This is a genomic window from Pseudomonas sp. GLN_2, assembly GCF_043106005.1.
GTDB lineage: Bacteria > Pseudomonadota > Gammaproteobacteria > Pseudomonadales > Pseudomonadaceae > Aquipseudomonas > Aquipseudomonas alloputida.
Genome location: NZ_JBICMC010000052.1, coordinates 1 through 21,694 on the forward strand (window position 1 = coordinate 1; position 21,694 = coordinate 21,694).

The 21,694-nt window shown below is 62.6% G+C and carries 21 protein-coding genes; 13 read left to right on the forward strand and 8 right to left on the reverse strand.

Features of this window, described 5'->3' with window-relative positions; all coding sequences use genetic code 11:
• The first annotated feature begins 61 nt into the window (after positions 1–61).
• The 4 genes from ACF8Q6_RS13295 to ACF8Q6_RS13310 all read left to right on the forward strand — a co-directional run bounded on the left by ACF8Q6_RS13295 (position 62) and on the right by ACF8Q6_RS13310 (position 4,656).
• Positions 62–697, forward strand: a complete 636-nt coding sequence (locus ACF8Q6_RS13295) for an RluA family pseudouridine synthase (RefSeq protein ID WP_019436776.1) — start codon at positions 62–64, stop codon at positions 695–697.
• Positions 698–866: 169 nt separating this feature from the next.
• On the forward strand, positions 867–2,156 hold the full coding sequence (locus tag ACF8Q6_RS13300; protein WP_012053413.1) for a M18 family aminopeptidase: 1,290 nt from the start codon (positions 867–869) through the stop codon (positions 2,154–2,156).
• Between the two features lie 140 nt (positions 2,157–2,296).
• On the forward strand, positions 2,297–2,464 hold the full coding sequence (locus tag ACF8Q6_RS13305; RefSeq protein WP_003252566.1) for a hypothetical protein: 168 nt from the start codon (positions 2,297–2,299) through the stop codon (positions 2,462–2,464).
• Positions 2,465–2,508: 44 nt separating this feature from the next.
• Entirely contained in the window at positions 2,509–4,656 is a 2,148-nt protein-coding gene (locus ACF8Q6_RS13310) for a mechanosensitive ion channel family protein (RefSeq protein WP_014754207.1), read from the forward strand.
• 31 nt (positions 4,657–4,687) lie between these two features.
• Here the strand turns inward: ACF8Q6_RS13310 and ACF8Q6_RS13315 are convergent, their stop codons facing one another.
• Positions 4,688–5,401 (reverse strand): UTRA domain-containing protein, encoded by a 714-nt coding sequence (locus tag ACF8Q6_RS13315; protein WP_003252562.1) that lies wholly within the window; start codon positions 5,399–5,401, stop codon positions 4,688–4,690.
• Between the two features lie 327 nt (positions 5,402–5,728).
• Here ACF8Q6_RS13315 and ACF8Q6_RS13320 point away from each other — a divergent pair, with 327 nt between their 5' ends.
• The 6 genes from ACF8Q6_RS13320 (at position 5,729) to ACF8Q6_RS13345 (ending at position 11,008) form a co-directional block, all read left to right on the forward strand.
• The gene (locus tag ACF8Q6_RS13320; RefSeq protein ID WP_392494148.1) at positions 5,729–6,793 is read left to right on the forward strand and encodes an ABC transporter substrate-binding protein; all 1,065 of its coding nucleotides are present in this window, start codon (positions 5,729–5,731) and stop codon (positions 6,791–6,793) included.
• A 129-nt stretch (positions 6,794–6,922) separates the two neighbouring features.
• Positions 6,923–7,729 carry an alkaline phosphatase family protein gene (locus ACF8Q6_RS13325; RefSeq protein WP_003252558.1) on the forward strand — a complete coding sequence of 269 codons (807 nt, stop codon included), beginning with the start codon at positions 6,923–6,925 and terminating at the stop codon, positions 7,727–7,729.
• Positions 7,730–7,737: 8 nt separating this feature from the next.
• Positions 7,738–8,565: an ABC transporter permease subunit gene (locus ACF8Q6_RS13330; RefSeq protein WP_196250035.1), complete on the forward strand. Its 828-nt coding sequence runs from the start codon at positions 7,738–7,740 to the stop codon at positions 8,563–8,565.
• Positions 8,555–9,349 (forward strand): ABC transporter permease, encoded by a 795-nt coding sequence (locus ACF8Q6_RS13335; protein WP_392490778.1) that lies wholly within the window; start codon positions 8,555–8,557, stop codon positions 9,347–9,349. Before ACF8Q6_RS13330 ends, ACF8Q6_RS13335 begins: the two co-directional genes overlap by 11 nt.
• A 1-nt stretch (position 9,350) precedes the next feature.
• Positions 9,351–10,340, forward strand: a complete 990-nt coding sequence (locus tag ACF8Q6_RS13340) for an ABC transporter ATP-binding protein (protein ID WP_392490777.1) — start codon at positions 9,351–9,353, stop codon at positions 10,338–10,340.
• 14 nt (positions 10,341–10,354) lie between these two features.
• Entirely contained in the window at positions 10,355–11,008 is a 654-nt protein-coding gene (locus ACF8Q6_RS13345; protein WP_003252546.1) for an HAD family phosphatase, read from the forward strand.
• Positions 11,009–11,068: 60 nt separating this feature from the next.
• On the opposite strand, the gene ACF8Q6_RS13350 is transcribed toward ACF8Q6_RS13345, so the two are convergent.
• Positions 11,069–12,031, reverse strand: a complete 963-nt coding sequence (locus ACF8Q6_RS13350) for an NAD(P)H-quinone oxidoreductase (protein WP_010952769.1) — start codon at positions 12,029–12,031, stop codon at positions 11,069–11,071.
• 139 nt (positions 12,032–12,170) lie between these two features.
• On the opposite strand from ACF8Q6_RS13350, the gene ACF8Q6_RS13355 reads away from it, so the two are divergent.
• Both ACF8Q6_RS13355 and ACF8Q6_RS13360 read left to right on the forward strand, forming a co-directional pair.
• Complete coding sequence (locus ACF8Q6_RS13355) at positions 12,171–14,252, forward strand: carboxy terminal-processing peptidase (protein WP_162996144.1); 2,082 nt, start codon at positions 12,171–12,173, stop codon at positions 14,250–14,252.
• Between the two features lie 117 nt (positions 14,253–14,369).
• Positions 14,370–15,407: an EAL domain-containing protein gene (locus ACF8Q6_RS13360; RefSeq protein WP_392498930.1), complete on the forward strand. Its 1,038-nt coding sequence runs from the start codon at positions 14,370–14,372 to the stop codon at positions 15,405–15,407.
• Positions 15,408–15,631: 224 nt separating this feature from the next.
• Here ACF8Q6_RS13360 and ACF8Q6_RS13365 read toward each other — a convergent pair whose 3' ends face one another.
• The 5 genes from ACF8Q6_RS13365 to pcaQ all read right to left on the reverse strand — a co-directional run bounded on the left by ACF8Q6_RS13365 (position 15,632) and on the right by pcaQ (position 19,112).
• Positions 15,632–16,000 (reverse strand): hypothetical protein, encoded by a 369-nt coding sequence (locus ACF8Q6_RS13365; protein ID WP_003252539.1) that lies wholly within the window; start codon positions 15,998–16,000, stop codon positions 15,632–15,634.
• A complete protein-coding gene (locus ACF8Q6_RS13370) occupies positions 15,997–16,335 on the reverse strand; it encodes a multiprotein-bridging factor 1 family protein (RefSeq protein ID WP_392491199.1) in 339 nt (112 codons plus the stop codon). The genes ACF8Q6_RS13365 and ACF8Q6_RS13370 overlap by 4 nt, the downstream gene beginning before the upstream one ends.
• Positions 16,336–16,449: 114 nt before the next feature.
• A complete protein-coding gene (locus ACF8Q6_RS13375) occupies positions 16,450–16,887 on the reverse strand; it encodes a YkvA family protein (protein WP_003252536.1) in 438 nt (145 codons plus the stop codon).
• Between the two features lie 288 nt (positions 16,888–17,175).
• Positions 17,176–17,928, reverse strand: coding sequence for an FKBP-type peptidyl-prolyl cis-trans isomerase (locus tag ACF8Q6_RS13380; protein WP_012053420.1), 753 nt, complete (start codon positions 17,926–17,928; stop codon positions 17,176–17,178).
• Positions 17,929–18,179: 251 nt separating this feature from the next.
• Positions 18,180–19,112 (reverse strand): pca operon transcription factor PcaQ, encoded by a 933-nt coding sequence (gene pcaQ, locus ACF8Q6_RS13385; RefSeq protein ID WP_010952764.1) that lies wholly within the window; start codon positions 19,110–19,112, stop codon positions 18,180–18,182.
• Positions 19,113–19,289: 177 nt separating this feature from the next.
• Here pcaQ and ACF8Q6_RS13390 point away from each other — a divergent pair, with 177 nt between their 5' ends.
• Positions 19,290–20,684 (forward strand): hypothetical protein, encoded by a 1,395-nt coding sequence (locus ACF8Q6_RS13390; protein WP_392491200.1) that lies wholly within the window; start codon positions 19,290–19,292, stop codon positions 20,682–20,684.
• A gap of 25 nt (positions 20,685–20,709) precedes the next feature.
• Here ACF8Q6_RS13390 and ACF8Q6_RS13395 read toward each other — a convergent pair whose 3' ends face one another.
• Positions 20,710–21,639, reverse strand: coding sequence for an AraC family transcriptional regulator (locus ACF8Q6_RS13395; protein ID WP_143494856.1), 930 nt, complete (start codon positions 21,637–21,639; stop codon positions 20,710–20,712).
• Positions 21,640–21,694: the final 55 nt, after the last annotated feature.

Sequence of the window (21,694 nt, forward strand, 5' to 3'; positions counted from 1 at the left end):
CTTGCCCGCGAAGGGCCGCAAAGCGGCCCCAGCGTTTACTGCTATTTTCGTGAGACCTGTAATGCCGCTGTCGAATGTCCAGATCCTCTTCGAAGACGCCGCCATCCTGGTGATCAACAAACCGACCCTGCTGCTGTCGGTGCCTGGCCGTGCCGAGGACAACAAGGACTGCCTGATCACCCGCCTGCAGGAAAACGGCTACCCCGATGCGCTGATCGTGCACCGTCTGGACTGGGAAACCTCCGGCATCATCCTGCTGGCCCGCGATGCCGACAGCCACCGCGAGCTGTCGCGCCAGTTTCACGACCGTGAAACCGAAAAAGCCTACACCGCACTGTGCTGGGGCCAGCCGGCGCTGGACAGCGGCAGCATCGACCTGCCACTGCGCTACGACCCACCGACCAAACCACGGCATGTGGTGGACCACGAACAGGGCAAGCACGCCCTGACCTTCTGGCGTATCGTCGAGCGCTGCGGCGATCACTGTCGGGTGGAGCTGACGCCGATTACCGGGCGTTCGCACCAGCTGCGCGTGCACATGCTGTCGATCGGGCACCCGCTGCTGGGTGATCGCCTGTACGCCAACCCGCAAGCCCTGGCAGCCCATGAGCGGCTGTGCCTGCATGCCTCGATGCTGAGCTTTACCCACCCGGTGTCCGGGCAACGGTTGAAGTTCGAGTGCCCGGCACCGTTCTGATTTCGCAGGGCCTGTACCGGCCTCTTCGCGGCTAAAGCCGCACCTACAAGGACCGCGCTGCGCTCAGGGGCTGTTTAATACCTGAGATAGCGGCGTTAGCCGCGAAGATGCAGACACAAATTGTCGACATTCTGCGTTAAACTCGCGCCACTGCTGTCTGGAGTGAGCTATGCGCGACGCACTGAATACCGGCCTCATCGAATTTCTCAAGGCCTCCCCCACGCCCTTCCATGCCACCGCCAGCCTGGTCCAGCGCCTTGAGGCGGCCGGCTACAAGCGCCTGGACGAGCGCGACAGTTGGGACCCCGAGACTGGCGGCCGCTACTACGTCACCCGCAACGATTCTTCAATCATCGCCATCAAACTGGGCAAGCAGTCGCCGCTGCTCAATGGCATCCGCATGGTCGGCGCCCACACTGACAGCCCGTGCTTGCGGGTCAAGCCTCAGCCCGAGCTGCAGCGCCAGGGCTTCCTGCAATTGGGCGTGGAAGTGTATGGCGGCGCGTTGCTGGCACCCTGGTTCGACCGCGACCTGTCGCTGGCTGGCCGCGTCACCTACCGCCGTGACGGCAAGGTCGAAAGCCAGCTGATCGACTTCAAGCTGCCGATCGCGATCATCCCCAACCTGGCGATCCACCTGAACCGCACCGCCAACGAAGGATGGGCGATCAACCCGCAGAACGAACTGCCCCCCATCCTCGCCCAAGTGGCCGGTGACGAACGCATCGACTTCCGCGCCCTGCTCACCGAGCAACTGGCCCGCGAGCACGAGCTGATCGCCGACGTGGTGCTGGACTACGAGCTGAGCTTCTATGACACGCAGGACGCCGCGCTGATCGGTCTGAATGGCGACTTCATCGCCGGCGCCCGCCTGGACAACCTGCTGTCGTGCTACGCCGGCTTGCAGGCCCTGCTGGCCGCCGACAGCGACGAGACCTGTGTGCTGGTGTGCAACGACCACGAAGAAGTCGGCAGTTGCTCGGCCTGTGGTGCCGATGGCCCGATGCTGGAACAGACCCTGCAGCGCCTGCTACCCGATGGCGACACCTATGTGCGCACCCTCCAGCGCTCGCTGATGGTATCGGCCGACAACGCCCACGGCGTGCACCCCAACTACGCCGACAAGCATGACGGCAACCACGGGCCGAAGCTCAACGCCGGGCCCGTGATCAAAGTGAACAACAACCAGCGTTACGCCACCAACAGCGAGACTGCCGGGTTCTTCCGCCACTTGTGCATGGCCGAGGAAGTACCGGTGCAGAGCTTTGTGGTGCGCAGCGACATGGGCTGTGGCTCGACCATCGGGCCGATCACCGCCAGCCACCTGGGTGTGCGCACGGTGGATATCGGTTTGCCGACATTTGCCATGCACTCCATTCGCGAGCTGTGCGGCAGCCATGACCTGGCGCACCTGGTGAAGGTACTGACCGCGTTCTACCGTAGCCGCGAACTGCCTTGATCTAAGCAGGCCCGGCCTATTCGAGGCGTCGAACCGCCGCGAATAGGCCGAGCCTGCTTACACATGCTCAAGGTCAATCACGCCTCGCTTGCCAAGCGCTATGCTTGTTACATGGCCCCACTGCAAAAGGATTGCTGTCCATGTCCCCGTTCCTGTCACTGTTCGTCCCGGTGTTCCTGTTCCTGATGCTGCTGACCATCGGCTTCAGCATGCGCGAACGCAACATCGGTGTACTGATGATGTGGGTCGGCACCTTGGGTATTTTCGGCCTCACCTGCTGGAAGATCCTCGAGAAACTGCCGACATAAACCTCTACACTCGGTCAATCGTTTGACCTGAGGTAGATTTGCCAGTGCCTGCCCTCCTGCGTTACCTGTTCCTGTTGCTTTTGCTATTCATCGCCCCGGTACAAGCGGCGGGCTTGCCTGGCCTGCTGGGCGGCAGTGCGCCCGCACAGCCAGAAGCCACCGAGCCGCTAGGCAAGTCGCTGGACGAGGTGATCAAGAACCTCGAAAACGACCAGCAACGGGCCAAGCTGCTGGCCGACCTGAAAAAACTGCGCGACGCCACCCGGCAATCGCAACCCAGCGTTGAACAGGGCGTACTCGGCCTGATCGGCGGTGCCCTGCATGACTTTGAAAAGCAGTTCAGCGGCGATGCCAGTCCATTCCACCGCTGGGCCGCAGAAATCGAACAAGCCCAGGCCGAACTGACCGAACTGGTGGTGCCCGTGCACCAGTGGCCGCCAATCCTGTTCGGTTTTGCTGCAGTGATTGTCGTGTGGAGTGTGCTGGCCTACGCCTTCAATTGGGTCGGCCATCGGGTCCGCCTGCGCTTTGGCCTGAGCGAAGAACTGCCACAGCACCCGCGTACCTGGGACCTGGTGCGCTTTGCCTTGCGCAAGCTCGGCCCCTGGCTGGTAGCGCTGGTGTTCACGGTGTACCTGAGTTTCGTGCTGCCGCCATCGCTGGGCAAATCCCTGGCCATGGTGCTGGCCTACGCACTGGTGGTCGGTACCTGCTTTTCGGCCATTTGCGTCATCGCCTTTTCCTTGCTGGATGGCCCACACCGCCACCGCGCCCTGCACATCCTGCGGCGCCAGGCGTTTCGCCCGTTGTGGCTGATCGGCAGCTTCGCCGCGTTTGGCGAGGCGATGAGCGATCCACGCATGCTGGTTGCCCTCGGTACCCACCTGGCCCACGCCCTGGCTACCCTGGCCAATGTGATTGCGGCACTGTGCACCGGGCTGTTCATCCTGCGCTTCCGCCGGCCGATCGCCCACCTGATCCGCAACCAGCCACTGTCGCGGCGCCTGACCCGACGCACCCTCAGCGATACCATCGAGATCCTCGGCAGCTTCTGGTTCATTCCGGCGCTGATCCTGGTGGCCATTTCGCTGTTCGCCACCTTCGTCTCCGCTGGCGACACCAGCACCGCACTGCGGCAGTCGCTGATGTGCACGGTGCTGGTGGTGGTGTGCATGGTGCTCAACGGCCTGGTACGCCGCCATGCCGCCAACCCCAAGCGGGCCAGCAAGCGCCAGGCGGTGTACACCGAGCGCCTGCGCAACTTCGGCTACCTGCTGGTGCACCTGTTCATCTGGCTGGTGTTCATCGAGTTGGGCCTGCGCGTGTGGGGCGTGTCGATGATCAGCTTCGCCGAGGGCGACGGCCATGACATCAGCCTGCGCCTGCTGGGCCTGGCCGGCACGCTGCTCGTGGCCTGGCTGGTGTGGATCCTTGCCGACACCGCCGTACACCATGCCCTGGTTCGCTCGCGCCGGGGGCTGGCCAACGCCCGTGCGCAAACCATGATGCCGTTGATCCGCAACGTGATGTTCGTGGTCATCTTCATCATTGCGGTCATCGTCGCCCTGGCCAACATGGGCATGAACGTCACCCCGCTGCTGGCCGGTGCCGGTGTGATCGGCCTGGCCATCGGTTTTGGCGCGCAGTCGCTGGTGGCCGACCTGATCACCGGCCTGTTCATCATCATCGAAGATTCGCTGGCCATCGACGACTACGTGGATGTCGGCGGCCACCTGGGCACGGTGGAAGGGTTGACCATTCGTACCGTGCGCCTGCGCGACATCGACGGCATTGTGCATACCATCCCGTTCAGCGAAATCAAGAGCATCAAGAACTACTCGCGGGAGTTCGGCTACGCGATCTTCCGCGTGGCAATCCCGCACAGCATGAACATCGACCAGGCGATCACGCTGGTTCGCGAAGTGGGGCAGAAGCTGCGCAATGACCCGCTGATGCGCCGCAATATCTGGTCGCCGCTGGAGCTACAGGGGGTGGAGAGCTTCGAGTCAGGGTCGGCGATCTTGCGGGCGCGGTTCAAGACCGCGCCGATCAAGCAGTGGGAGGTGTCGCGGGCGTTCAACCTGGCCTTGAAGCGGCAGCTGGATGAAGCCGGGCTGGACCTGGCGACGCCGCGGTTGTCGGTGCAGGTGGTGACAGCCGGTGGGGGTGGGATGACAGAGGCCCGCTCGTAGGAGCGGGTTTACCCGCGAAGAAGGCAACACCTCATCCCGCCTGGGCCCGAATGCGGATCGCATCATGCCGCCAATACTCGAGGTCACAGTCGATCAAGTGCCCATGCTGGTCGCTGTTGACCCGGGTAATGTGCAACCCCGGGCTGCCCGCCGACACTTTCAAAGCGCTTGCCGCCTCCACCGGCAACGCTGTCGGCAGGATCTCGAAGCACACCTGCCCGTACTCGATGCCATACACCCGCCCATAAATCTCGGTCAGTGACTGCGCCAGGTCGTGTTCGAGAATGCCTGGAAAGTACCGGGGGTTCAGGTAATGCTCGGCATACAGCACCGCCCGCCCGTCAATCCGCCGTAACCGGCAGACGCGCACCACGCTGGACAACGCCGGCAGCTGCAAGCGTGCGCAGATGGCCGCCGAAGCCGGCTGCAGCCTCGCCGACAGCAGTTCGGTACTGGCCACCCGCCCCTGATCGCGCACCATGGCATGGAAATGGCTGCGCTCGATGAGGTCGTAGGTCAAGCGTTGCGGCGCAACGAACCAGCCTCGGCGCTCTTCGCGGTAAATCAAGCCTTGGGCCTCCAGCTGCACCAACGCCTCACGCAGGGTAATGCGCGTGGTGTCGAACACCTCGCTGAGCCGCCGCTCGGCCGGCAGCTTGCCGCCCGGCGCCAGCAGGCCATGCTCGATCTGCTCCTGCAGGGCATGGCAGATGGCTGTTACCGCACGCGGGGGCGTCGACTGCATCGAAAGGTTACCTATCTGGACTAGTCCAGCCCCATCACAGGGCAGGTTGAGAATAGTGCAAGCCTAGGCAGGGCTGATGAACATCCTGTGACAAAGCTTGGGCCAGGCACTGCCAGAAACGCGCCAAGCCAGCAGAACCGGGGCGATTACCTGGTCTACGCTGTAGCTTCAGGGCCCTTGCCGGCCCCCTCCCTACATCAAACTGTCACGCAAGCGGCCTACCTTGGCTCAAGGTTTGCTGACCTAGACCAAAGGTGCCAGTCAAAGGCTTGCAACGGCTTTACCCAGAACAACGATCGCAAAGGCACCCACCCAAAGGAGCTTCGGATGAAAAAGTTCTTCATGGCGTCACTGCTTGGTTCGGCCATCGCGTTGTGCACCACGGCCATGGCCGCCGGCACTGACCTCAAGGCCCTGGAAGACGCCGCCCGCAAGGAAGGCACTGTCAACAGCGTGGGCATGCCCGACGCCTGGGCCAACTGGAAAGGCACCTGGGAAGACCTGGCCAGCAAGTACGGCCTCAAGCACAGCGACACCGACATGAGCTCGGCCCAGGAAATCGCCAAGTTCGAGGCCGAGAAGGACAACGCCAGCGCCGACATCGGTGACGTGGGGGCGGCCTTCGGCCCGATCGCGGTGACCAAGGGCGTCAGCCAGCCTTACAAGCCAAGCACCTGGGACCAGGTGCCGGAATGGGCCAAGGACAAGGACGGCCACTGGGCGCTGGCCTATACCGGCACCATCGCCTTCATCATCAACAAGGACCTGGTCAAGGAAGAGGAACGGCCGAAAACCTGGCATGACCTGGAAAAAGGCAAGTACAAGGTTGCCATCGGTGACGTCGGCACCGCCGCCCAGGCCGCCAACGGTGTGCTGGCTGCGGCCATCGCCTACAAAGGTGACGAATCCAACGTGGCGCCAGGCCTGCAGCTGTTCACCAAGCTGGCGCAGCAGAAGCGCCTGTCGCTGGCCAACCCGACCATCCAGACGCTGGAGAAGGGCGAGGTGGAAGTTGGCGTGGTGTGGGACTTCAACGGCCTGAGCTACCGTGAACAGATCGACCCAAAACGTTTTGAAGTGCTGATCCCCTCGGATGGTTCGGTGATTTCCGGCTATACCACGGTCATCAACAAGTACGCCAAGCACCCCAACGCGGCCAAGCTGACCCGTGAGTACATCTTCAGCGACGCTGGGCAGATCAACCTGGCCAAGGGCCATGCACGGCCGATCCGGGCCGAGCACCTGAAGCTGCCGGCGGATGTGCAGGCCAAGCTGCTGCCCAACGAGCAGTACGGTGCCGCCCAGCCGATCAAGAATGCCGAAGCCTGGGAAGCCACCTCGAAGAAACTGCCGCAGATGTGGCAGGAGCAGGTGATCATCGAGATGGAGTAAGGGGCTGGGCTTTGTAGTGCCTGATCCGGCCCTTTCGCGGGTAAACCCGCTCCTACACAGGGATACGCGATACCTGTAGGAGCGGGTTTACCCGCGAAGGTGCCAACGCGGTTCATGACTGGAGAAAACATGCAACACAACGTCATCCTGGTCCTGCTCGACGGCCTCAACTACCAGGTCGCCCACCATGCGATGGGCCACCTGCACGCCTACGTCGAAGCAGATCGCGCCGCGCTGTACCGCGTGGAATGCGAGCTGCCCTCGTTGTCGCGGCCGCTGTACGAATGCATCCTCACCGGCGTGCCGCCGATCGACAGCGGCATCGTGCACAACAACATCAACCGCCTGTCCAACCAACGCAGCGTGTTTCACTACGCCCGCGAGGCCAACCTGGGCACCGCGGCGGCGGCTTATCACTGGATGAGCGAGCTGTACAACCGCTCGCCCTTCGATCCGCAGCGCGACCGCCATACCCACGCGCCGAAGCTGCCGATCCAGCACGGGCTGTTCTACTGGGACGACCGTTACCCCGATTCGCACCTTCTGGCCGATGGCGAGTACCTGCGCCGCCGTCACGCCCCCAACTTCCTGCTGGTGCACCCGATGAGCGTTGACGACGTGGGTCACCGCCACGGCCTGGACAGCAGCCAGTATCGCAACGCTGCGCGCAGCGTCGACATCCTGCTGGCCGACTACCTGCCTGGCTGGCTCGAAGAGGGCTATCAGGTATTGGTCACCGCCGACCACGGCATGAACAACGACCGCTCGCACAACGGCCTGCTGGCTGAAGAACGTGAAGTGCCGCTGTTCGTCTTCGGCGACGCCTTCAGCCTGGACCCGGCCGCCAAACCGCTGCAAACCGAACTGTGCGGCACCATCTGCGAGCTGCTGGGCGCCGCGCACGACAAGACGGTTTGCCGGGAGTTGCTGAAGTGAATGGCGGCATGCGTGGCCGCTACCTGGCCCTGCTCTGCCTGCTGCCGTTCGCCGTGTTTTTCGTCATTTTCCAGGTCGCCCCGCTGGCCTGGGTGGCGATCAACAGCCTGCAATCGGAGGCCGGCTGGGGCATCGACAACTTCAGCAAGGTGTTCGCCTCCAAGTTCTACCTGCAGGCGTTGCAACGCAGCCTGGAAATCAGCTTCTGGTCGAGCGTGTTCGGCATCGTCATCGCTACCCTCGGCGCTTACTCGCTGCGCCAGGTGGACTCGAAGCTGCGCGACTTCGTCAGCGCCTTCGCCAACATGACCAGCAACTTCGCCGGCGTACCGCTGGCCTTCGCCTTCATCATCCTGCTTGGCTTCAACGGCGCGCTGACCCTGCTGCTGAAGCAGGTCGGCCTGCTGGAAGACTTCAGTATCTATTCCAAAAGCGGCTTGATCCTGGTGTACACCTACTTCCAGATCCCGCTGGGCGTATTGCTGCTGTACCCCGCCTTCGACGCTCTGCGCGAAGACTGGCGCGAGTCAGCCGCGCTGCTGGGCGCCAACCACTGGCAGTACTGGCGACACATCGGCGTGCCGGTGCTGGCCCCGGCACTGCTGGGCACCTTCGTCATCCTGCTGGCCAACGCCCTGGGCGCCTACGCCACCGTGTACGCACTGACCACCGGCAACTTCAACGTACTGCCGATCCGCATCGCCGGCCTGGTGGCGGGCGACATCAGCCTCGATCCGAACCTGGCCAGCGCCCTGGCGATGGTGCTGGTGGGGCTGATGACGCTGGTCACGGTGGTGCATCAATGGCTGCTGAAAAGGAGCTACCATGCGCGCTGACATCCGCTCCGGCGGCTGGTACCACCGCCTCGTGGTCTACCTGCTGTTCCTGATCCTGCTGCTGCCCCTGGCCGGCACCCTGCTCTACTCGCTGGCCACCAGCTGGTCGGCAAGCCTGCTGCCCAGTGGCCTGACCCTGAAGTGGTATGTGGCGCTGTGGAGCGAGCCGCGTTTCCTCGCCGCGTTCGGCCAGTCGCTGCTGGTGTGCGTAGGCGCACTGCTGCTGTCGGTGGTGCTGATCTTGCCACTGCTGTTCGTGGTGCATTACCACTTCCCGCGGCTCGACGCGCTGATGAACATCCTCATCCTGCTGCCATTCGCGGTCCCGCCGGTGGTGTCGTCGGTGGGGCTGCTGCAGCTGTATGGCAGCGGGCCGATGGCCATGGTCGGCACACCGTGGATCCTGATCGGCTGCTACTTCACCATCGCCCTGCCGTTCATGTACCGGGCCATCACCAACAACCTGCAGGCCATCAACCTGCGCGACCTGATGGACGCCGCGCAATTGCTCGGCGCCAGCACCTGGCAGGCCGCATTGCTGGTGGTGCTGCCGAACCTGCGCCAGGGCCTGATGGTGGCAGTGCTGCTGTCGTTCTCGTTCCTGTTCGGCGAATTCGTGTTTGCCAACCTGCTGGTCGGCACCCGCTACGAGACCCTGCAGGTGTACCTGAACAACATGCGCAACAGCAGTGGCCACTTCAACAGCGCGCTGGTCATCTCCTACTTCGCCTTCGTGCTGGTACTGACCTGGGTCGCCAACCGCCTGAACAAGGACAAGACCTGACATGAGCTTCGTCAGCGTACAGAAACTGCAGAAAAGCTACGCCGGCAGCCCGGTGTTCGAGCGCATCGACTGCCACATCGAACGCGGCGAATTCGTGACCCTGCTTGGCCCGTCCGGCTGCGGCAAGTCCACCCTGCTGCGCTGCATTGCCGGGCTGACCTCGGTGGACAGCGGGCAGATACTGCTCGACGGCCAGGACATCGTGCCGCTAAGCCCGCAAAAGCGTGGCATCGGCATGGTGTTCCAGAGCTACGCGCTGTTCCCTAACATGACCGTGGAGCAGAATGTCGCCTTCGGCCTGCGCATGCAGAAGGTCAAGGCCGATGAAAGCCAGCTGCGGGTACGCGAGGTGCTGGAGCTGGTGGAGCTGGGCAAGTTCGCCGGGCGCTACCCGCACCAGCTTTCCGGTGGCCAGTGCCAGCGCGTGGCCCTGGCACGCTCACTGGTCACCCGCCCACGCCTGCTGCTGCTCGACGAACCGTTGTCGGCGCTGGATGCGCGTATCCGCAAGCACCTGCGCGAGCAGATTCGCGCCATCCAGCGCGAACTGGGGCTGACCACCATATTCGTCACTCACGATCAGGAGGAAGCGCTGACCATGTCCGACCGCATCTTCCTGATGAACCAGGGGCGCATCGTCCAGAGCGGCGATGCCGAAACCCTCTATACCGCCCCCGTGGACCTGTTTGCCGCCGGTTTCATCGGTAACTACAACCTGCTCGACGCCGACAGTGCCAGCCGCCTGCTGCAGCGCCCGGTGGCCAGCCGCCTGGCGATCCGCCCGGAGTCGATCACCCTTGGCGAGCACGGCGAGCGGGACGCCGAGGTGCGCAGCCACAGCCTGCTGGGCAACGTAATCCGCTACCGGGTGCGGGTGCGCGACGTGGAGCTGGTGGTCGATGTGCTCAACCGCTCGCCGGCCGACTTGCATGCGGACGGAAAACGGGTAAGCGTGTCGATCGACCCCACTGCGCTGCGGGAAGTGGCTTAAGGAGACTCAACACAATGGCACTGGCAATTTTCGATCTGGATGAAACCCTGATCCACGGCGACTGCGCATCACTGTGGAGCGAGCAGATGGCCCGGCTGGGCTGGGTCGACGGCAAGGATTTCCTGCGCCGCGACCATGAACTGATGGAAGCCTATGGCAGGGGCCACCTGCAGATGGAGGACTACATGGCCTTCAGCCTGGAGCCGATTGCCGGGCGTACCCTGGAAGAAGTCGAGCACCTGGTGGCACCGTGGGTCGAAGAAGTGATCGAACCGATCATCTACGGTGACGCCTGCCGCTGCATTGCCGAGCACCGCAAGCGTGGGGATCGCATCCTGATCATTTCCGCTTCGGGGACGCACCTGGTCGGGCCGATTGCCGCGAGACTGGGCGTGGATGAATACCTGGCCATCGAGCTTGAGGCTGTGAACGGGGTGTACACCGGCAAGACCCACGGGGTGCTGACCTATCGTGAGGGCAAGATCACGCGGTTGCTGGAATGGCTGGATCAGGAGCAGGAGAACCTGGAGGGCGCGAGTTTCTATTCCGATTCGAGGAATGACTTGCCGTTGTTGTTGAGAGTGGATCACCCGCATGTGGTGAACCCGGATGCGGTGTTGCGCGAGCATGCCGAGATCAATGGGTGGCCGATTCTGAGCTGGAGCTGAAGGTCTTTGTGGGCTGTGCCGGTCCCTTCGCGGGTAAACCCGCGAAGGGACGAGGCCTGCTTACACCAGGCTAGGGTCGATCACCATCACCAGCTTGCCCGACACCTGGTTGGTCTCCAGCTCGGCATACGCCGCCTGGGCAAACTCCACCGGATAGGTGTCGACCAGCTGCGGCGACAACCGCCCCTCGGCGAACAGCGGCCATACTTGCTGCTGCAGTTCGCGCAGCAGCTCGGCCTTGAAGCCGTCATCACGGTTGCGCAGGGTGGAACCGGTAATTTCCAGACGCTTGCCCAGCACCTGGGCCAGGTCCAGCTCGAACTTGCGTCCGCCCATCAGGCCGATGATCACCCAGCGCCCGTCACGGGCCAGCAGCTTGAGGTTCAGCTCACCGTAGCTGGCGCCCACGGGGTCGAGAATCACATCGAACGGGCCGAAACCTTCCAGCGCGTCCAGGTTCTCGTTACGTACCACACCACCCGCAGCGCCCAGCGCCTGGCAGTAGGCCAGGCGGTCCTGCGAACCGACGCTGACCCATACCGGGCTGCCGAACGCCTTGCACAGCTGGATGGCGGCCGAGCCAACGCCACTGGCGCCAGCGTGCACCAGCACCTTCTCGCCAGCCTTCACTGCACCGAGCTGGAAGATGTTCAGCCAGGCGGTGGCATACACCTCCGGCAACGCTGCCGCTTCATGCAGGCCAAGGCCCTCGGGCACCGGCAGTACATGACGGGCGTCGACCACCACTTCCTCGGCCATGGCGCCGCTGGCCAGCAGGGCGCAAACGCGGTCACCCACGCGCCAAGCGGCACCAGCCCCCACTTCTTCAACCACCCCGGAACACTCCAGCCCCATGTATGGGCTGGCACCTGGTGGCGGCGGGTACAAACCTTTCATCTGCAGCAGGTCGGCGCGGTTCAGCCCCGCAGCGGCCACGCGAATGCGCACTTGGCCCGCGTCACAGGTCGGGCGTTCGGCCTCGACCCACTCCACATGTCCGTCAACGCCTTGCAATGCCTTCACAGTGCCTCCATAGTTGAATCATGACTGGGCCTGAGGTCGCTTACCTCAGGCCTTTTGCAGTATTTGCCCGGCTCCATGGAACCGGCAACGGAAAAGACGGCCTACTATGCGTGATCAATTGCCTCCACGTCGAATCAGCATGAAGCATTTCCTTCCAAGCACCGCACTGGCTGTGATGATCGGCCTGGGCAGCCTCACGCTCGGCGGCAATGCGGCGGCCGCCAACAAGTGGGACAGCCTGCAGCCGGACCGCGACGAGATCGTCGCCAGCCTCAACGTGGTGGAATTGCTCAAGCGCCACCACTACAGCAAGCCACCCCTGGACGATGCCCGTTCGGTCATTATCTACGACAGCTACATCAAGCTGCTGGACCCGGCGCGCAGCTACTTCACCGCTGCCGACATTGCCGAATTCGATAAATGGAAAACGCAATTCGACGATTTCCTCAAGAGTGGCAACCTGGACCCGGGCTTCACCATCTACAAGCGCTACCTCGACCGCGTCAAGCAACGCCTGGACTTCGCCCTGGCTGAACTGAACAAGGGCGTGGACAAGATTGACTTCACCACCAAGGAAACCTTGCTGATCGACCGCAAGGATGCGCCGTGGATGAAGAACCAGGCCGAGCTCGACGACTTGTGGCGCAAACGCGTGAAAGACGAAGTGCTGCGCCAGAAGATCGCCGGCAAGGAACCCAAGCAGATCCAGGAAACCCTGATCAAGCGCTACAAGAACCAGCTCGCGCGCCTGGACCAAACCCGTGCCGAGGACATCTTCCAGGCCTACATCAACACCTTCGCCCAGTCCTACGACCCACACACCAACTACCTGTCGCCGGACAACGCCGAAAACTTCGACATCAACATGAGCCTGTCGCTCGAAGGCATTGGTGCAGTGCTGCAAAGCGACAACGACCAGGTCAAGATCGTGCGCCTGGTGCCAGCAGGCCCGGCAGCCAAGACCAAGCAGGTGGCCCCGGCTGACAAGATCATCGGCGTGGCCCAGGGCAACAAGGAAATGGTCGACGTGGTGGGCTGGCGCCTGGACGAAGTGGTCAAGCTGATCCGCGGCCCGAAAGGCTCGGTGGTGCGCCTGGAAATCATCCCGGCCAGCAATGCGCCTAGCGACCAGACCAGCAAGATCGTGTCGATCACCCGTGAAGCGGTGAAGCTTGAAGAACAGGCGGCGAAGAAGTCGGTGCTCAAGCTCAAGCAGGACGGGCGTGACTACAAGCTGGGCATCATCGAGATCCCGGCCTTCTACCTGGACTTCAAGGCCTACCGCGCTGGCGACCCCGAGTACAAGAGCACCACGCGTGACGTGAAGAAGCTGCTCACCGAACTGCAGAAAGAGAAAGTCGACGGCGTGGTCATCGACCTGCGCAACAACGGCGGCGGCTCGCTGCAGGAAGCCACCGAGCTGACCAGCCTGTTCATCGAAAAGGGCCCGACCGTGCTGGTGCGCAACAGCGACGGCCGCGTCGACGTGCTGGAAGACGAAAACCCGGGGGCCTTCTACAAGGGCCCGCTGGCACTGCTGGTCAACCGCCTGTCGGCCTCGGCATCGGAGATCTTCGCCGGTGCCATGCAGGACTACCACCGCGCGCTGATCATCGGTGGCCAGACCTTCGGCAAAGGCACCGTGCAGACCATCCAGCCGCTCAACCATGGCGAGCTGAAGCTGACCCTGGCCAAGTTCTACCGGGTTTCCGGGCAGAGTACGCAACATCAGGGGGTGCTGCCGGACATCGACTACCCCTCGATCATCGACACCAAGGAAATCGGCGAGAGCGCCCTGCCAGAGGCCATGCCGTGGGACACCATCCGCCCGGTGGTCAAGCCTGCGGCCGATCCGTTCAGGCCGTTCCTGGCCCAGCTCAAGGCGCAACATGAGGCGCGCAGCGACAAGGATGCCGAGTTCACCTACATCCGCGACCGCCTGGCCCTGACCCAGAAGCTGATGAACGAGAAAACCGTCAGCCTCAACGAGCAGGAACGCCGCGCACGCCACGACAGCGTCGAGGCCAAGCAACTGGCGCTGGAAAACACCCGCCGCAAGGCCAAGGGTGAAGAACCGCTGAAGGAACTGAAGAAAGAGGACGAAGACGCTCTGCCGGTCGAGGATGAAAATACCAAGCCGGAAGACGACGCTTACCTCGCGGAAACCGGTCGCATCCTGATCGACTACCTCAGCGCCAGCACCAAGGTGGCCAAGAAGTAAGGCGCCTCAGCAATGATGGCAGAATAATGTGACCTGTCATCAAACAGTCATCGTGCTGTCGTGAAATATGAGGGCCGGGCATGCAGATGCCCGGCCCTTATTTTTCAGGAATCCATCATGACCGTTGCCGAACAGCTCAGTGCCTTGAGTGCCATCCTGGCTCAGCGCAGTATTCACAGTCTGTTCCAGCCCATCATGTGCCTGAGCGAACATAGTGTGTTCGGCCATGAGGCGCTGAGCCGTGGCCCGTCCAACAGCCCGCTGCATGCGCCACTCAACCTGTTCACCATCGCCCGCCAGGCCGGCCGCCTGACCGAGCTGGAAGCCGCTTGCCGAGAAAGCGCCTGCCGACGCTTCAGCGAGCAGCAACTGCAGGGCAAACTGTTTCTCAACATCTCACCCGAATCGCTGCTGGAGCCGCACTACCCTTCCGGCCTGACCCTGAAACTGCTCGAACAGGTTGGCCTGCCGCCCAGCCGGGTGGTGATCGAGTTGACCGAGCACACGCCCACCGACGACTTCCAGCTGCTGTCCAATGCCGTGCACCACTATCGCGACATGGGCTTCTCGATTGCCATCGACGACCTGGGCGCGGGCTATTCCGGCCTGCGCCTGTGGTCGGAGCTGCGCCCCGAATACGTGAAGATCGACCGGCACTTCATCGACGGCATCCACCGTGACCCGCTCAAGCGCGAGTTTGTTGGCTCTATCTTGCAGATTGCTCGGGCATCGAAGGCACAGGTGATTGCCGAGGGCATCGAGCTGGCGGAAGAGCTGGCGGTGCTGGTGGAGATGGGTGTGGACCTGGTGCAGGGCTATTTGCTAGGGCGGCCACAGGAGATGGGGGTGCGCGACAGTGGGCTTTTACCAGCACTGACGCAGGTGCCACTGGCTGAACAACCGACAGTGCGCCTGAATGCCACGATCGGGCAGCTGCTGGAGCTGTTTGGCCGATACCAGCACCTGGAAGCATTGGAAGTGGTGGATGTCGATGGCAGGGGGTGCGGGTTGATTCACAGGGATGCGCTGCCTGTGCCGGCCTATTCGCGGGTGAACCCGCTCCTACGGGGGCCTGTGCCCAATCACCGATCCGGCGTAGGAGCGGGTTTACCCGCGAATACGGTAGCGGCGACAACGGTGAACGGCGGGTGGTAAATGGCCAGCAGGCCCGGCCCTTTCGCGGGTAAACCCGCTCCTACACGGCGGCCTGTGCCCAACCACAGACATGTGTCCACCCTCGATCAGGCGTGTAGGAGCGGGTTTACCCGCGAATACGGTAGCGGCGGCAACGGTGAACGACGGGTGGAAATCGGCCAGCAGGCCCTGCCCTTTCGCTCAGGGTCACCACCTGTAGCGAACAGGCTGGAACGGGCAACGCTTCAGGCCGTTTCGGGATAGCTGTACTCGAACACCCGAACCACCTCAGAAGCATGCCACGAGGCGGCCTCCATGCCATCGACCGGCCCGGTAAACCGCCCCAGGCGCTCGACACACTCAAAGAAGCCAGTACGCGGCAAACGGCTGGCGCCTTGGCTGATCACCAGCGAACTGCGCAATGGCTGTTCGGCACGGGCATCCAGCACCGCCAGGTATTCCAGCGCGGCAGTCAGCGTCTGCATGGCCGGGCTGGGTAGCTGCAAGCGCTCGATCAGCGCTCGGTAAGTCAGCAAATGACGTTGACGACGGGCCAGGTCAAGCTCGCCCAGCAGGTTATCCCAGTGCTGACGGCTGATCCTGACCTGGCTCATGATGGGTCGCTCCAGCCAGCCACCCCCAGATGCCAGGCCAGGGCGCGGCGGATGGCAGCATCTGGCTGGCGTTCACCCGATTCGATCATGGCCAGATACGCCGGGCTCACCCCGACATTGCGCGCCAGTTGCTCCGGGGCAATGCCCTTGGCCTGGCGAATCTGGGCGACTTCGCTGAAGGCTGGCAGAGGGGCACTGGCAGCAACGCCCTGCGCCTCACTGGAAACCGCCTCGGCTGGTGCCTGCCCTGCAGCGCTGAGCAACGCCTGGTATTGCTCCCAGGGAACGACGGCGTACTCGGGTTGACCGTCCCGGCTGATGACCTGAATACCCATTACAAACCCCTTTAAAAAGGATTACAGCATGTAATCCGTAGGCATAACCCTTATGCCAATTATATTACCAACTCCGAGGTCTGTGCAGTTGAGGTGAGATTCAGGCCGGTTTCATTACCTGTTGCGCTCCAGCCGCAGCGCTTCCGGGGTAGCCGGCAGGCGCTCGACCACGCGCAGCCGTTCAGGCGCCTGGCTATCGCGCCAGGCCTTGAAGCGCGCCAACTCGTCGGCCACGGTTTTCAGCACCCAGCCCAGCACCGCGATGTCATCGAGGAAACCGACCCCCAGCAACCAGTCCGGGATGGCATCGATGGGGCTGACGAAATACAGCAGGCCTGCCACGACAGTGACCAGTGCCTTGGGGCTGATGGCGCGGTACTCCCCCCTCCACCAGGCCAGGCACAGCGACTGCAGCAGCTTCACGTCTTCACGCAGTTGGCCGAGGCGCGGGCCTTTGCGCGCCACCGCGAACAGCAGGGCCGGCAAACGACCGCGGCTGAGCAGGCGCTCGGCCAACGGCAGGAAACGGGCAAAATTCCAGGGTGCGCTCATAGAGCCTCCGAGAGGAAAAGGTTATCCACATTTATTGTGGATAACCTTGTGAACAGGGCGACGTTTCCGACCCCAGGTGCCTGCCAGGCAAGGGGCCCGGTCAGATCGGGCGTTTTTTACACAGTCGTTTCACGCCATGACTACCTGAGCCGCAAACGATTTGCGTCAGAAACATCCTACTTCTTCACGCTGCATTTCCTCGGACAGTATCAGCTGTTGCAGGTTCGTCCAATCGGCACAAACGAAAACGCCCCAACAATGTGGGGCGTTTCCGACAACCAGCCAATGTTACTTGGCAGGTGCTTCTTCAGGGGCGTCGGCCTGCGGCTCGGCACCTTGCAACTGGGCCGGATCCTTGATGGCGATCAGTTCCAGGTCGAACACCAGCACCGAGTTGGCCGGGATCAGCGGGCTAGGGCTTTGTGCGCCATAGGCCAGTTCAGCCGGGATGAACAACTTGTACTTTTCGCCGACGTGCATCAGTTGCAAACCTTCGACCCAACCTGGGATCACACCGCTGACCGGCAGGTCGATCGGGCTGCCACGCTCGACGGAGCTGTCGAATACCTTGCCATCGATCAGCTTGCCTTCGTAGTGGACAGTGACCACGTCAGTCGGTTTGGGCTGCGGGCCGTCGGCCTTCTTGACCACTTCGTACTGCAGGCCCGAGGCCGTGGTGACCACGCCTGGCTTCTTGGCGTTTTCTTCGAGGAATTTCTTGCCGGCGGAAGCGGCTTCTTCGCTGGCCTTGGCCAGGCGCTCCTCGGCGCGTTTCTGCAATGCGGTGAAGGCCTCTACCAGCTCTTCGTCCTTGATGCGTTGTTCTTTCTTGCTAACGGCGTCTTCGATGCCGAGGGCGACTGCTTTCGAATCAAGGTCTTCCATGCCTTCCTGAGCCAGGCTCTTGCCCATGTTCAGGCCGATACCGTAGGAGGCTTTCTGCGCCGGAGTCTTCAGCTCGGGGCTGCTGGCTTGTTGATCGCAGCCAGCCAGTACCAGGCCTACCAGGGCAACCGCAGCCGCCAAACGATGCTGTTTCATGCTATTTCCTTGTTCATGCGCCATGAGGGCAATCAGGGTAAAGCCGCGAGCTTATCAGGCGGCCATGACCAATGGCTACCGGCATAGGAGCGGGTTTTCGTAAGGAAGTTCAGTCGTTAAAAGCTTCTTCATCGAAGCTTTACAGCCATTGGCCAGTATTGACCCTTTGTGCCGGGTTTGCCGGGCTTTGGTGGCTTTTTATTTCTGCGGGTTCTGAGGTCGGAAACATCAGGCCAGGCCCCCCCGAAAACTCAAGGATACCGACCCTCTCGATATTCCCCCGCCACCTCCCGCAGCACCTCTCCCACCCACTGGCCCGGCAAACTTAACGGCAAGGCGGCATTGCGGCAGATCCCCACCGACCCGCCCGGCTCGCGCACACCCAAATCAAGCTCGACCAGTTCGCCACGGCGCAGGTCGAGCAGCACGGCATCACGCGGCGCCACCCACAGGCCATCGCTGCCCAGCAGGTAGCGCCGGCTCAGGGCCAGCGACAGGGTTTCCAGGCGCTGGGCCGGCATCTGGATGCCGCATTGCACGAACAGGCTGTCGGCGTGCTGGCGGATGGTGGTGCCAGCGGGTGGCAGCACCAACGGGTAACGCCCCACCTGCCCCCGCTCCACGGGCGTGCTGGCCAGCAGCGGGTGACCCGGGCGCACCACCAGGCTCATCGACTCGCTGTACAGGTGCTCGAACGACAACCCCTGGATCTGTGGGCTGTCGGTCATGCGCCCGACCACCAGTTCCAGCTCCCCCAGGTGAAGTTGGCCAAGCAACTGCGCGCTGACCCCGGTGACCACGCTGATCACCAGCGCTTCATGGCGCTGATGCAGGCGGCACAGTACCTCGGGCATGAGCAGGCCTTCGACCGTGGACAGCACGCCGATGCGCACCTGCGACGGCGCCCGCGCTTCACCGCGCAGGCTGCTGACGCCATCGCGCAGCGCCTGCACACTGGGCCCGGCGTAGCGCATGAAGCGGGTGCCGGCCGGGGTCAGCTCGACACCCTGGCGGCTGCGCTCGAACAGGCGCGCCTCGAGCAGGTCCTCAAGCTCCTTGAGGGTCTTGGAAATCGCCGGCTGGCTGATCGACAGGATATCGGCCGCCCTGGCCAGGCTGCCCTGCCGGGCAATCTCCAGGAAGCACAGCAGGTGGCGGTATTTGATGCGGGTGTCGAGGTTCATGGCAGCAAGCTTACCGCATCGCTACCTGCGGCGTATCCAGGTCTGCCGCCCCATGCTCACACCTATGCATGCATGTCCAGGCCGTTGACGCACCTGTCACTTCTGCCAGTAGCCGATCCTGGCCAAGCATCGCTCAATAGGCGTTCAGCGGTTTTATTGTGAATGGAGCTCAACGCCATGATTCAAACCAAGAAGCACTTCCCTTCTACCCAACCAGTGCCGCCCTCTCCCCAGGCTCTTCAGCAGCTACCCGTGGCCCCCATCGATCTCAGTTATGGCCACAAAGGCCATGGCCACCTCACCCCCAAGGCTCTTCAGCAGCTACCAGTGGCCCCCATCGATCTCAGTTATGGCGACAAAGGCCATGGCCACTTCACCCAAAGCGGCCGCGGCAACATGGGGTCGACGACCAGCGTGCTGAGGAGCAAAGTGCGTCCGGCCCGGTTCTATGTGACTGGGCATCAAACCGATCCCGATGGGCTACACAGTGTTTTCATTGCCTGCCTGGACGTACATGGAAAGCTTGACACCACGTTCAATGGTAGCGGCATGGTCAATTTCAACACGCTGACCACGGATCGCTACCGGAACGCCACCGGAGTAGTGGAGGACATGGCAGGCAATCTGCTGGTGACCGTAGAGCTTTTTGGGGAAAGTACCACTCATTTATGGAAGCTGATTGCAAAAGGCGAACCCGATCTGGGCTTTGGTCAAGGAAAGGGCTATATCGACACCCGTGCCTTGTTCGGTGCAGATCTTGTGCTGGACAAAGTGGCCTGCCACCAAGAAGGGTTGGTGGCGACCGCGGCTCGATACGAAGCAGGGGATTTCAAAGCGGTGGTTGTCGCCCTGGACAGCAATGGTAGAAGGGACCCCCAATTCGGGGAAAATGGGCTGCTCGCGTTGAGCAATCTGATTCCCGAAGGCTCACTGCACAGCCTTGAAGGCATTGCCGTCATCTCCCCAACCGCCGGGGTGCAGCGCATCGTGATCTGTACTTACATAAAATGTGATTCGAGCTGGTATTCAGTAACCAGTGGTCTCTCGCTGACGGGGCGTCTCGATGACAAATTCGGCGAGGCGGGCCACCACTGGTCAGACGAAGGGATCATCAATAGCGGCTTCACAGTAGAAGACAGTAGCCAACGCATCACGTTGTACGGCCAGCACTACTCGATCGACGACGATCGCAGCCAACCGACCCTCTACCGGCTGGACTATGCTGGCGAGCCTGCCCGCGAGTTCAACCAGGGGCAGGTAGTGCGTTTCGGCATCGACGGCGGGTGGTCCCATATTGAAGAAACCGAGGGGGGGCTAATCGGGTACGGTGGTTTCTTTTACTTCAACCTGGCAGTGCGCTACCAATCAGACGGCCAACTCGACACTCGCTTCGTCTCCCCCCACGGCTACGGTCAGTTTGGCGCGTTTTCGCCGGAGGATGGTTTCTATACCGCCGAGAATTCGATAGTAGTCGATACCGAGAACCAGCGCATGGTGGTGAGCGGGGAAGACGTACAGCAGGGCTACCGACTCCCCTGCCTGCTCGCCCTCTCTGTGAAACCGGTCCAGTAGTACGCCACGGCAGAAGCGGGCAGGCTTAAAGCATTGCCGCCTGCGGCGTATCCGGGTCGCGTTGCTGGCGGCGGAACTGGCCAGGTGGCAGACCGTGGATCTGGCGGAAACGTCGAGAGAAGTAGGCCTCGTCCGCAAAGCCACAGAGCCGCGCCACCTCGCCCACCGGGCGGCTGCCGTTGAGCAGGTAGTTGCGTGCGGCGTGCATGCGCCGCTCCAGCACCAGCTCGCTGAAGGTCTTGCCAATTTCCTTGCGCAGCCAGTGGGTCAGGTAGGTCGGCGACAGGTAGGTGGCGGCGGCGACTTTCTGCAGGTTCAGGTCGGGGTCGTCGATATGCCGGCGCAGGTAGTCGCTCATGCGGCCCAGCGCGGCACGGCGGCTGAGCTGGGCCGCGTTGCTGTCGGCCAGTTCGCGCAGCGGCTCGGCGTACAGGCCGCAGACCTGGCCGATCAGCTGCAGCAACAGGCCCTTGAGCATTTCGCGGGTGCCGAAGCGGCGGTTGGCATCCAGTTCACGCAAGCGATCGAGGATTTGCCGCGCCTGGGCAAAGTCGGCTTCACCCAGGCAAAAGTCGAGATGCTCCTGAAAGCGGAACGGTGACAGCTCCGGCGCCTGCAGGATCGACACTTCTTCCAGGTCCATCGGGTCGCAGGCCAGGTGAGGCAGCAGGAACGTCTGGGAGAAATTGATCACCACGAAGTCGCTGTCTGCCGGATGCGGTATTACATGCACCCGGTGCGGCAGGATGAAGGCCAGGGTGTTGCGTCTGAATGGGCGTTGCACGCTGCCGATGTGTTGCACCGTGTCGCCGCCGAGATTGACCTGGATCTGGAAGTACTCATGACGATGCGGCGCGGTCTCGGCGGGGCGCCCGCGCTGGTCGCGGATGTAGAAATCCATCAGCTCGCTGCGCTGCTGCATGACGTAGGTCGGAACCTCACGCTTGGGGGGCATTGGGTTGGCTCCAGTCTTCAAGGATGGCGCTGTCTGGCCCCTTCACGGGCAAGCG

Excerpts from the sequence above, each read along its gene's own strand:
- ACF8Q6_RS13380 (WP_012053420.1), bottom strand. The coding sequence starts at position 17,928 with ATGAAACAGCATCGTTTGGCGGCTGCGGTTGCCCTGGTAGGCCTGGTA.
- pcaQ (WP_010952764.1), bottom strand. The coding sequence starts at position 19,112 with ATGAACCTCGACACCCGCATCAAATACCGCCACCTGCTGTGCTTCCTG.
- ACF8Q6_RS13395 (WP_143494856.1), bottom strand. The coding sequence starts at position 21,639 with ATGCCCCCCAAGCGTGAGGTTCCGACCTACGTCATGCAGCAGCGCAGC.
- ACF8Q6_RS13370 (WP_392491199.1), bottom strand. The coding sequence starts at position 16,335 with ATGGGTATTCAGGTCATCAGCCGGGACGGTCAACCCGAGTACGCCGTC.
- ACF8Q6_RS13360 (WP_392498930.1), top strand. The coding sequence starts at position 14,370 with ATGACCGTTGCCGAACAGCTCAGTGCCTTGAGTGCCATCCTGGCTCAG.
- ACF8Q6_RS13365 (WP_003252539.1), bottom strand. The coding sequence starts at position 16,000 with ATGAGCCAGGTCAGGATCAGCCGTCAGCACTGGGATAACCTGCTGGGC.
- ACF8Q6_RS13390 (WP_392491200.1), top strand. The coding sequence starts at position 19,290 with ATGATTCAAACCAAGAAGCACTTCCCTTCTACCCAACCAGTGCCGCCC.
- ACF8Q6_RS13300 (WP_012053413.1), top strand. The coding sequence starts at position 867 with ATGCGCGACGCACTGAATACCGGCCTCATCGAATTTCTCAAGGCCTCC.
- ACF8Q6_RS13325 (WP_003252558.1), top strand. The coding sequence starts at position 6,923 with ATGCAACACAACGTCATCCTGGTCCTGCTCGACGGCCTCAACTACCAG.
- ACF8Q6_RS13355 (WP_162996144.1), top strand. The coding sequence starts at position 12,171 with ATGAAGCATTTCCTTCCAAGCACCGCACTGGCTGTGATGATCGGCCTG.
- ACF8Q6_RS13345 (WP_003252546.1), top strand. The coding sequence starts at position 10,355 with ATGGCACTGGCAATTTTCGATCTGGATGAAACCCTGATCCACGGCGAC.
- ACF8Q6_RS13315 (WP_003252562.1), bottom strand. The coding sequence starts at position 5,401 with ATGCAGTCGACGCCCCCGCGTGCGGTAACAGCCATCTGCCATGCCCTG.
- ACF8Q6_RS13375 (WP_003252536.1), bottom strand. The coding sequence starts at position 16,887 with ATGAGCGCACCCTGGAATTTTGCCCGTTTCCTGCCGTTGGCCGAGCGC.
- ACF8Q6_RS13335 (WP_392490778.1), top strand. The coding sequence starts at position 8,555 with ATGCGCGCTGACATCCGCTCCGGCGGCTGGTACCACCGCCTCGTGGTC.
- ACF8Q6_RS13320 (WP_392494148.1), top strand. The coding sequence starts at position 5,729 with ATGAAAAAGTTCTTCATGGCGTCACTGCTTGGTTCGGCCATCGCGTTG.
- ACF8Q6_RS13295 (WP_019436776.1), top strand. The coding sequence starts at position 62 with ATGCCGCTGTCGAATGTCCAGATCCTCTTCGAAGACGCCGCCATCCTG.
- ACF8Q6_RS13330 (WP_196250035.1), top strand. The coding sequence starts at position 7,738 with ATGCGTGGCCGCTACCTGGCCCTGCTCTGCCTGCTGCCGTTCGCCGTG.
- ACF8Q6_RS13340 (WP_392490777.1), top strand. The coding sequence starts at position 9,351 with ATGAGCTTCGTCAGCGTACAGAAACTGCAGAAAAGCTACGCCGGCAGC.
- ACF8Q6_RS13305 (WP_003252566.1), top strand. The coding sequence starts at position 2,297 with ATGTCCCCGTTCCTGTCACTGTTCGTCCCGGTGTTCCTGTTCCTGATG.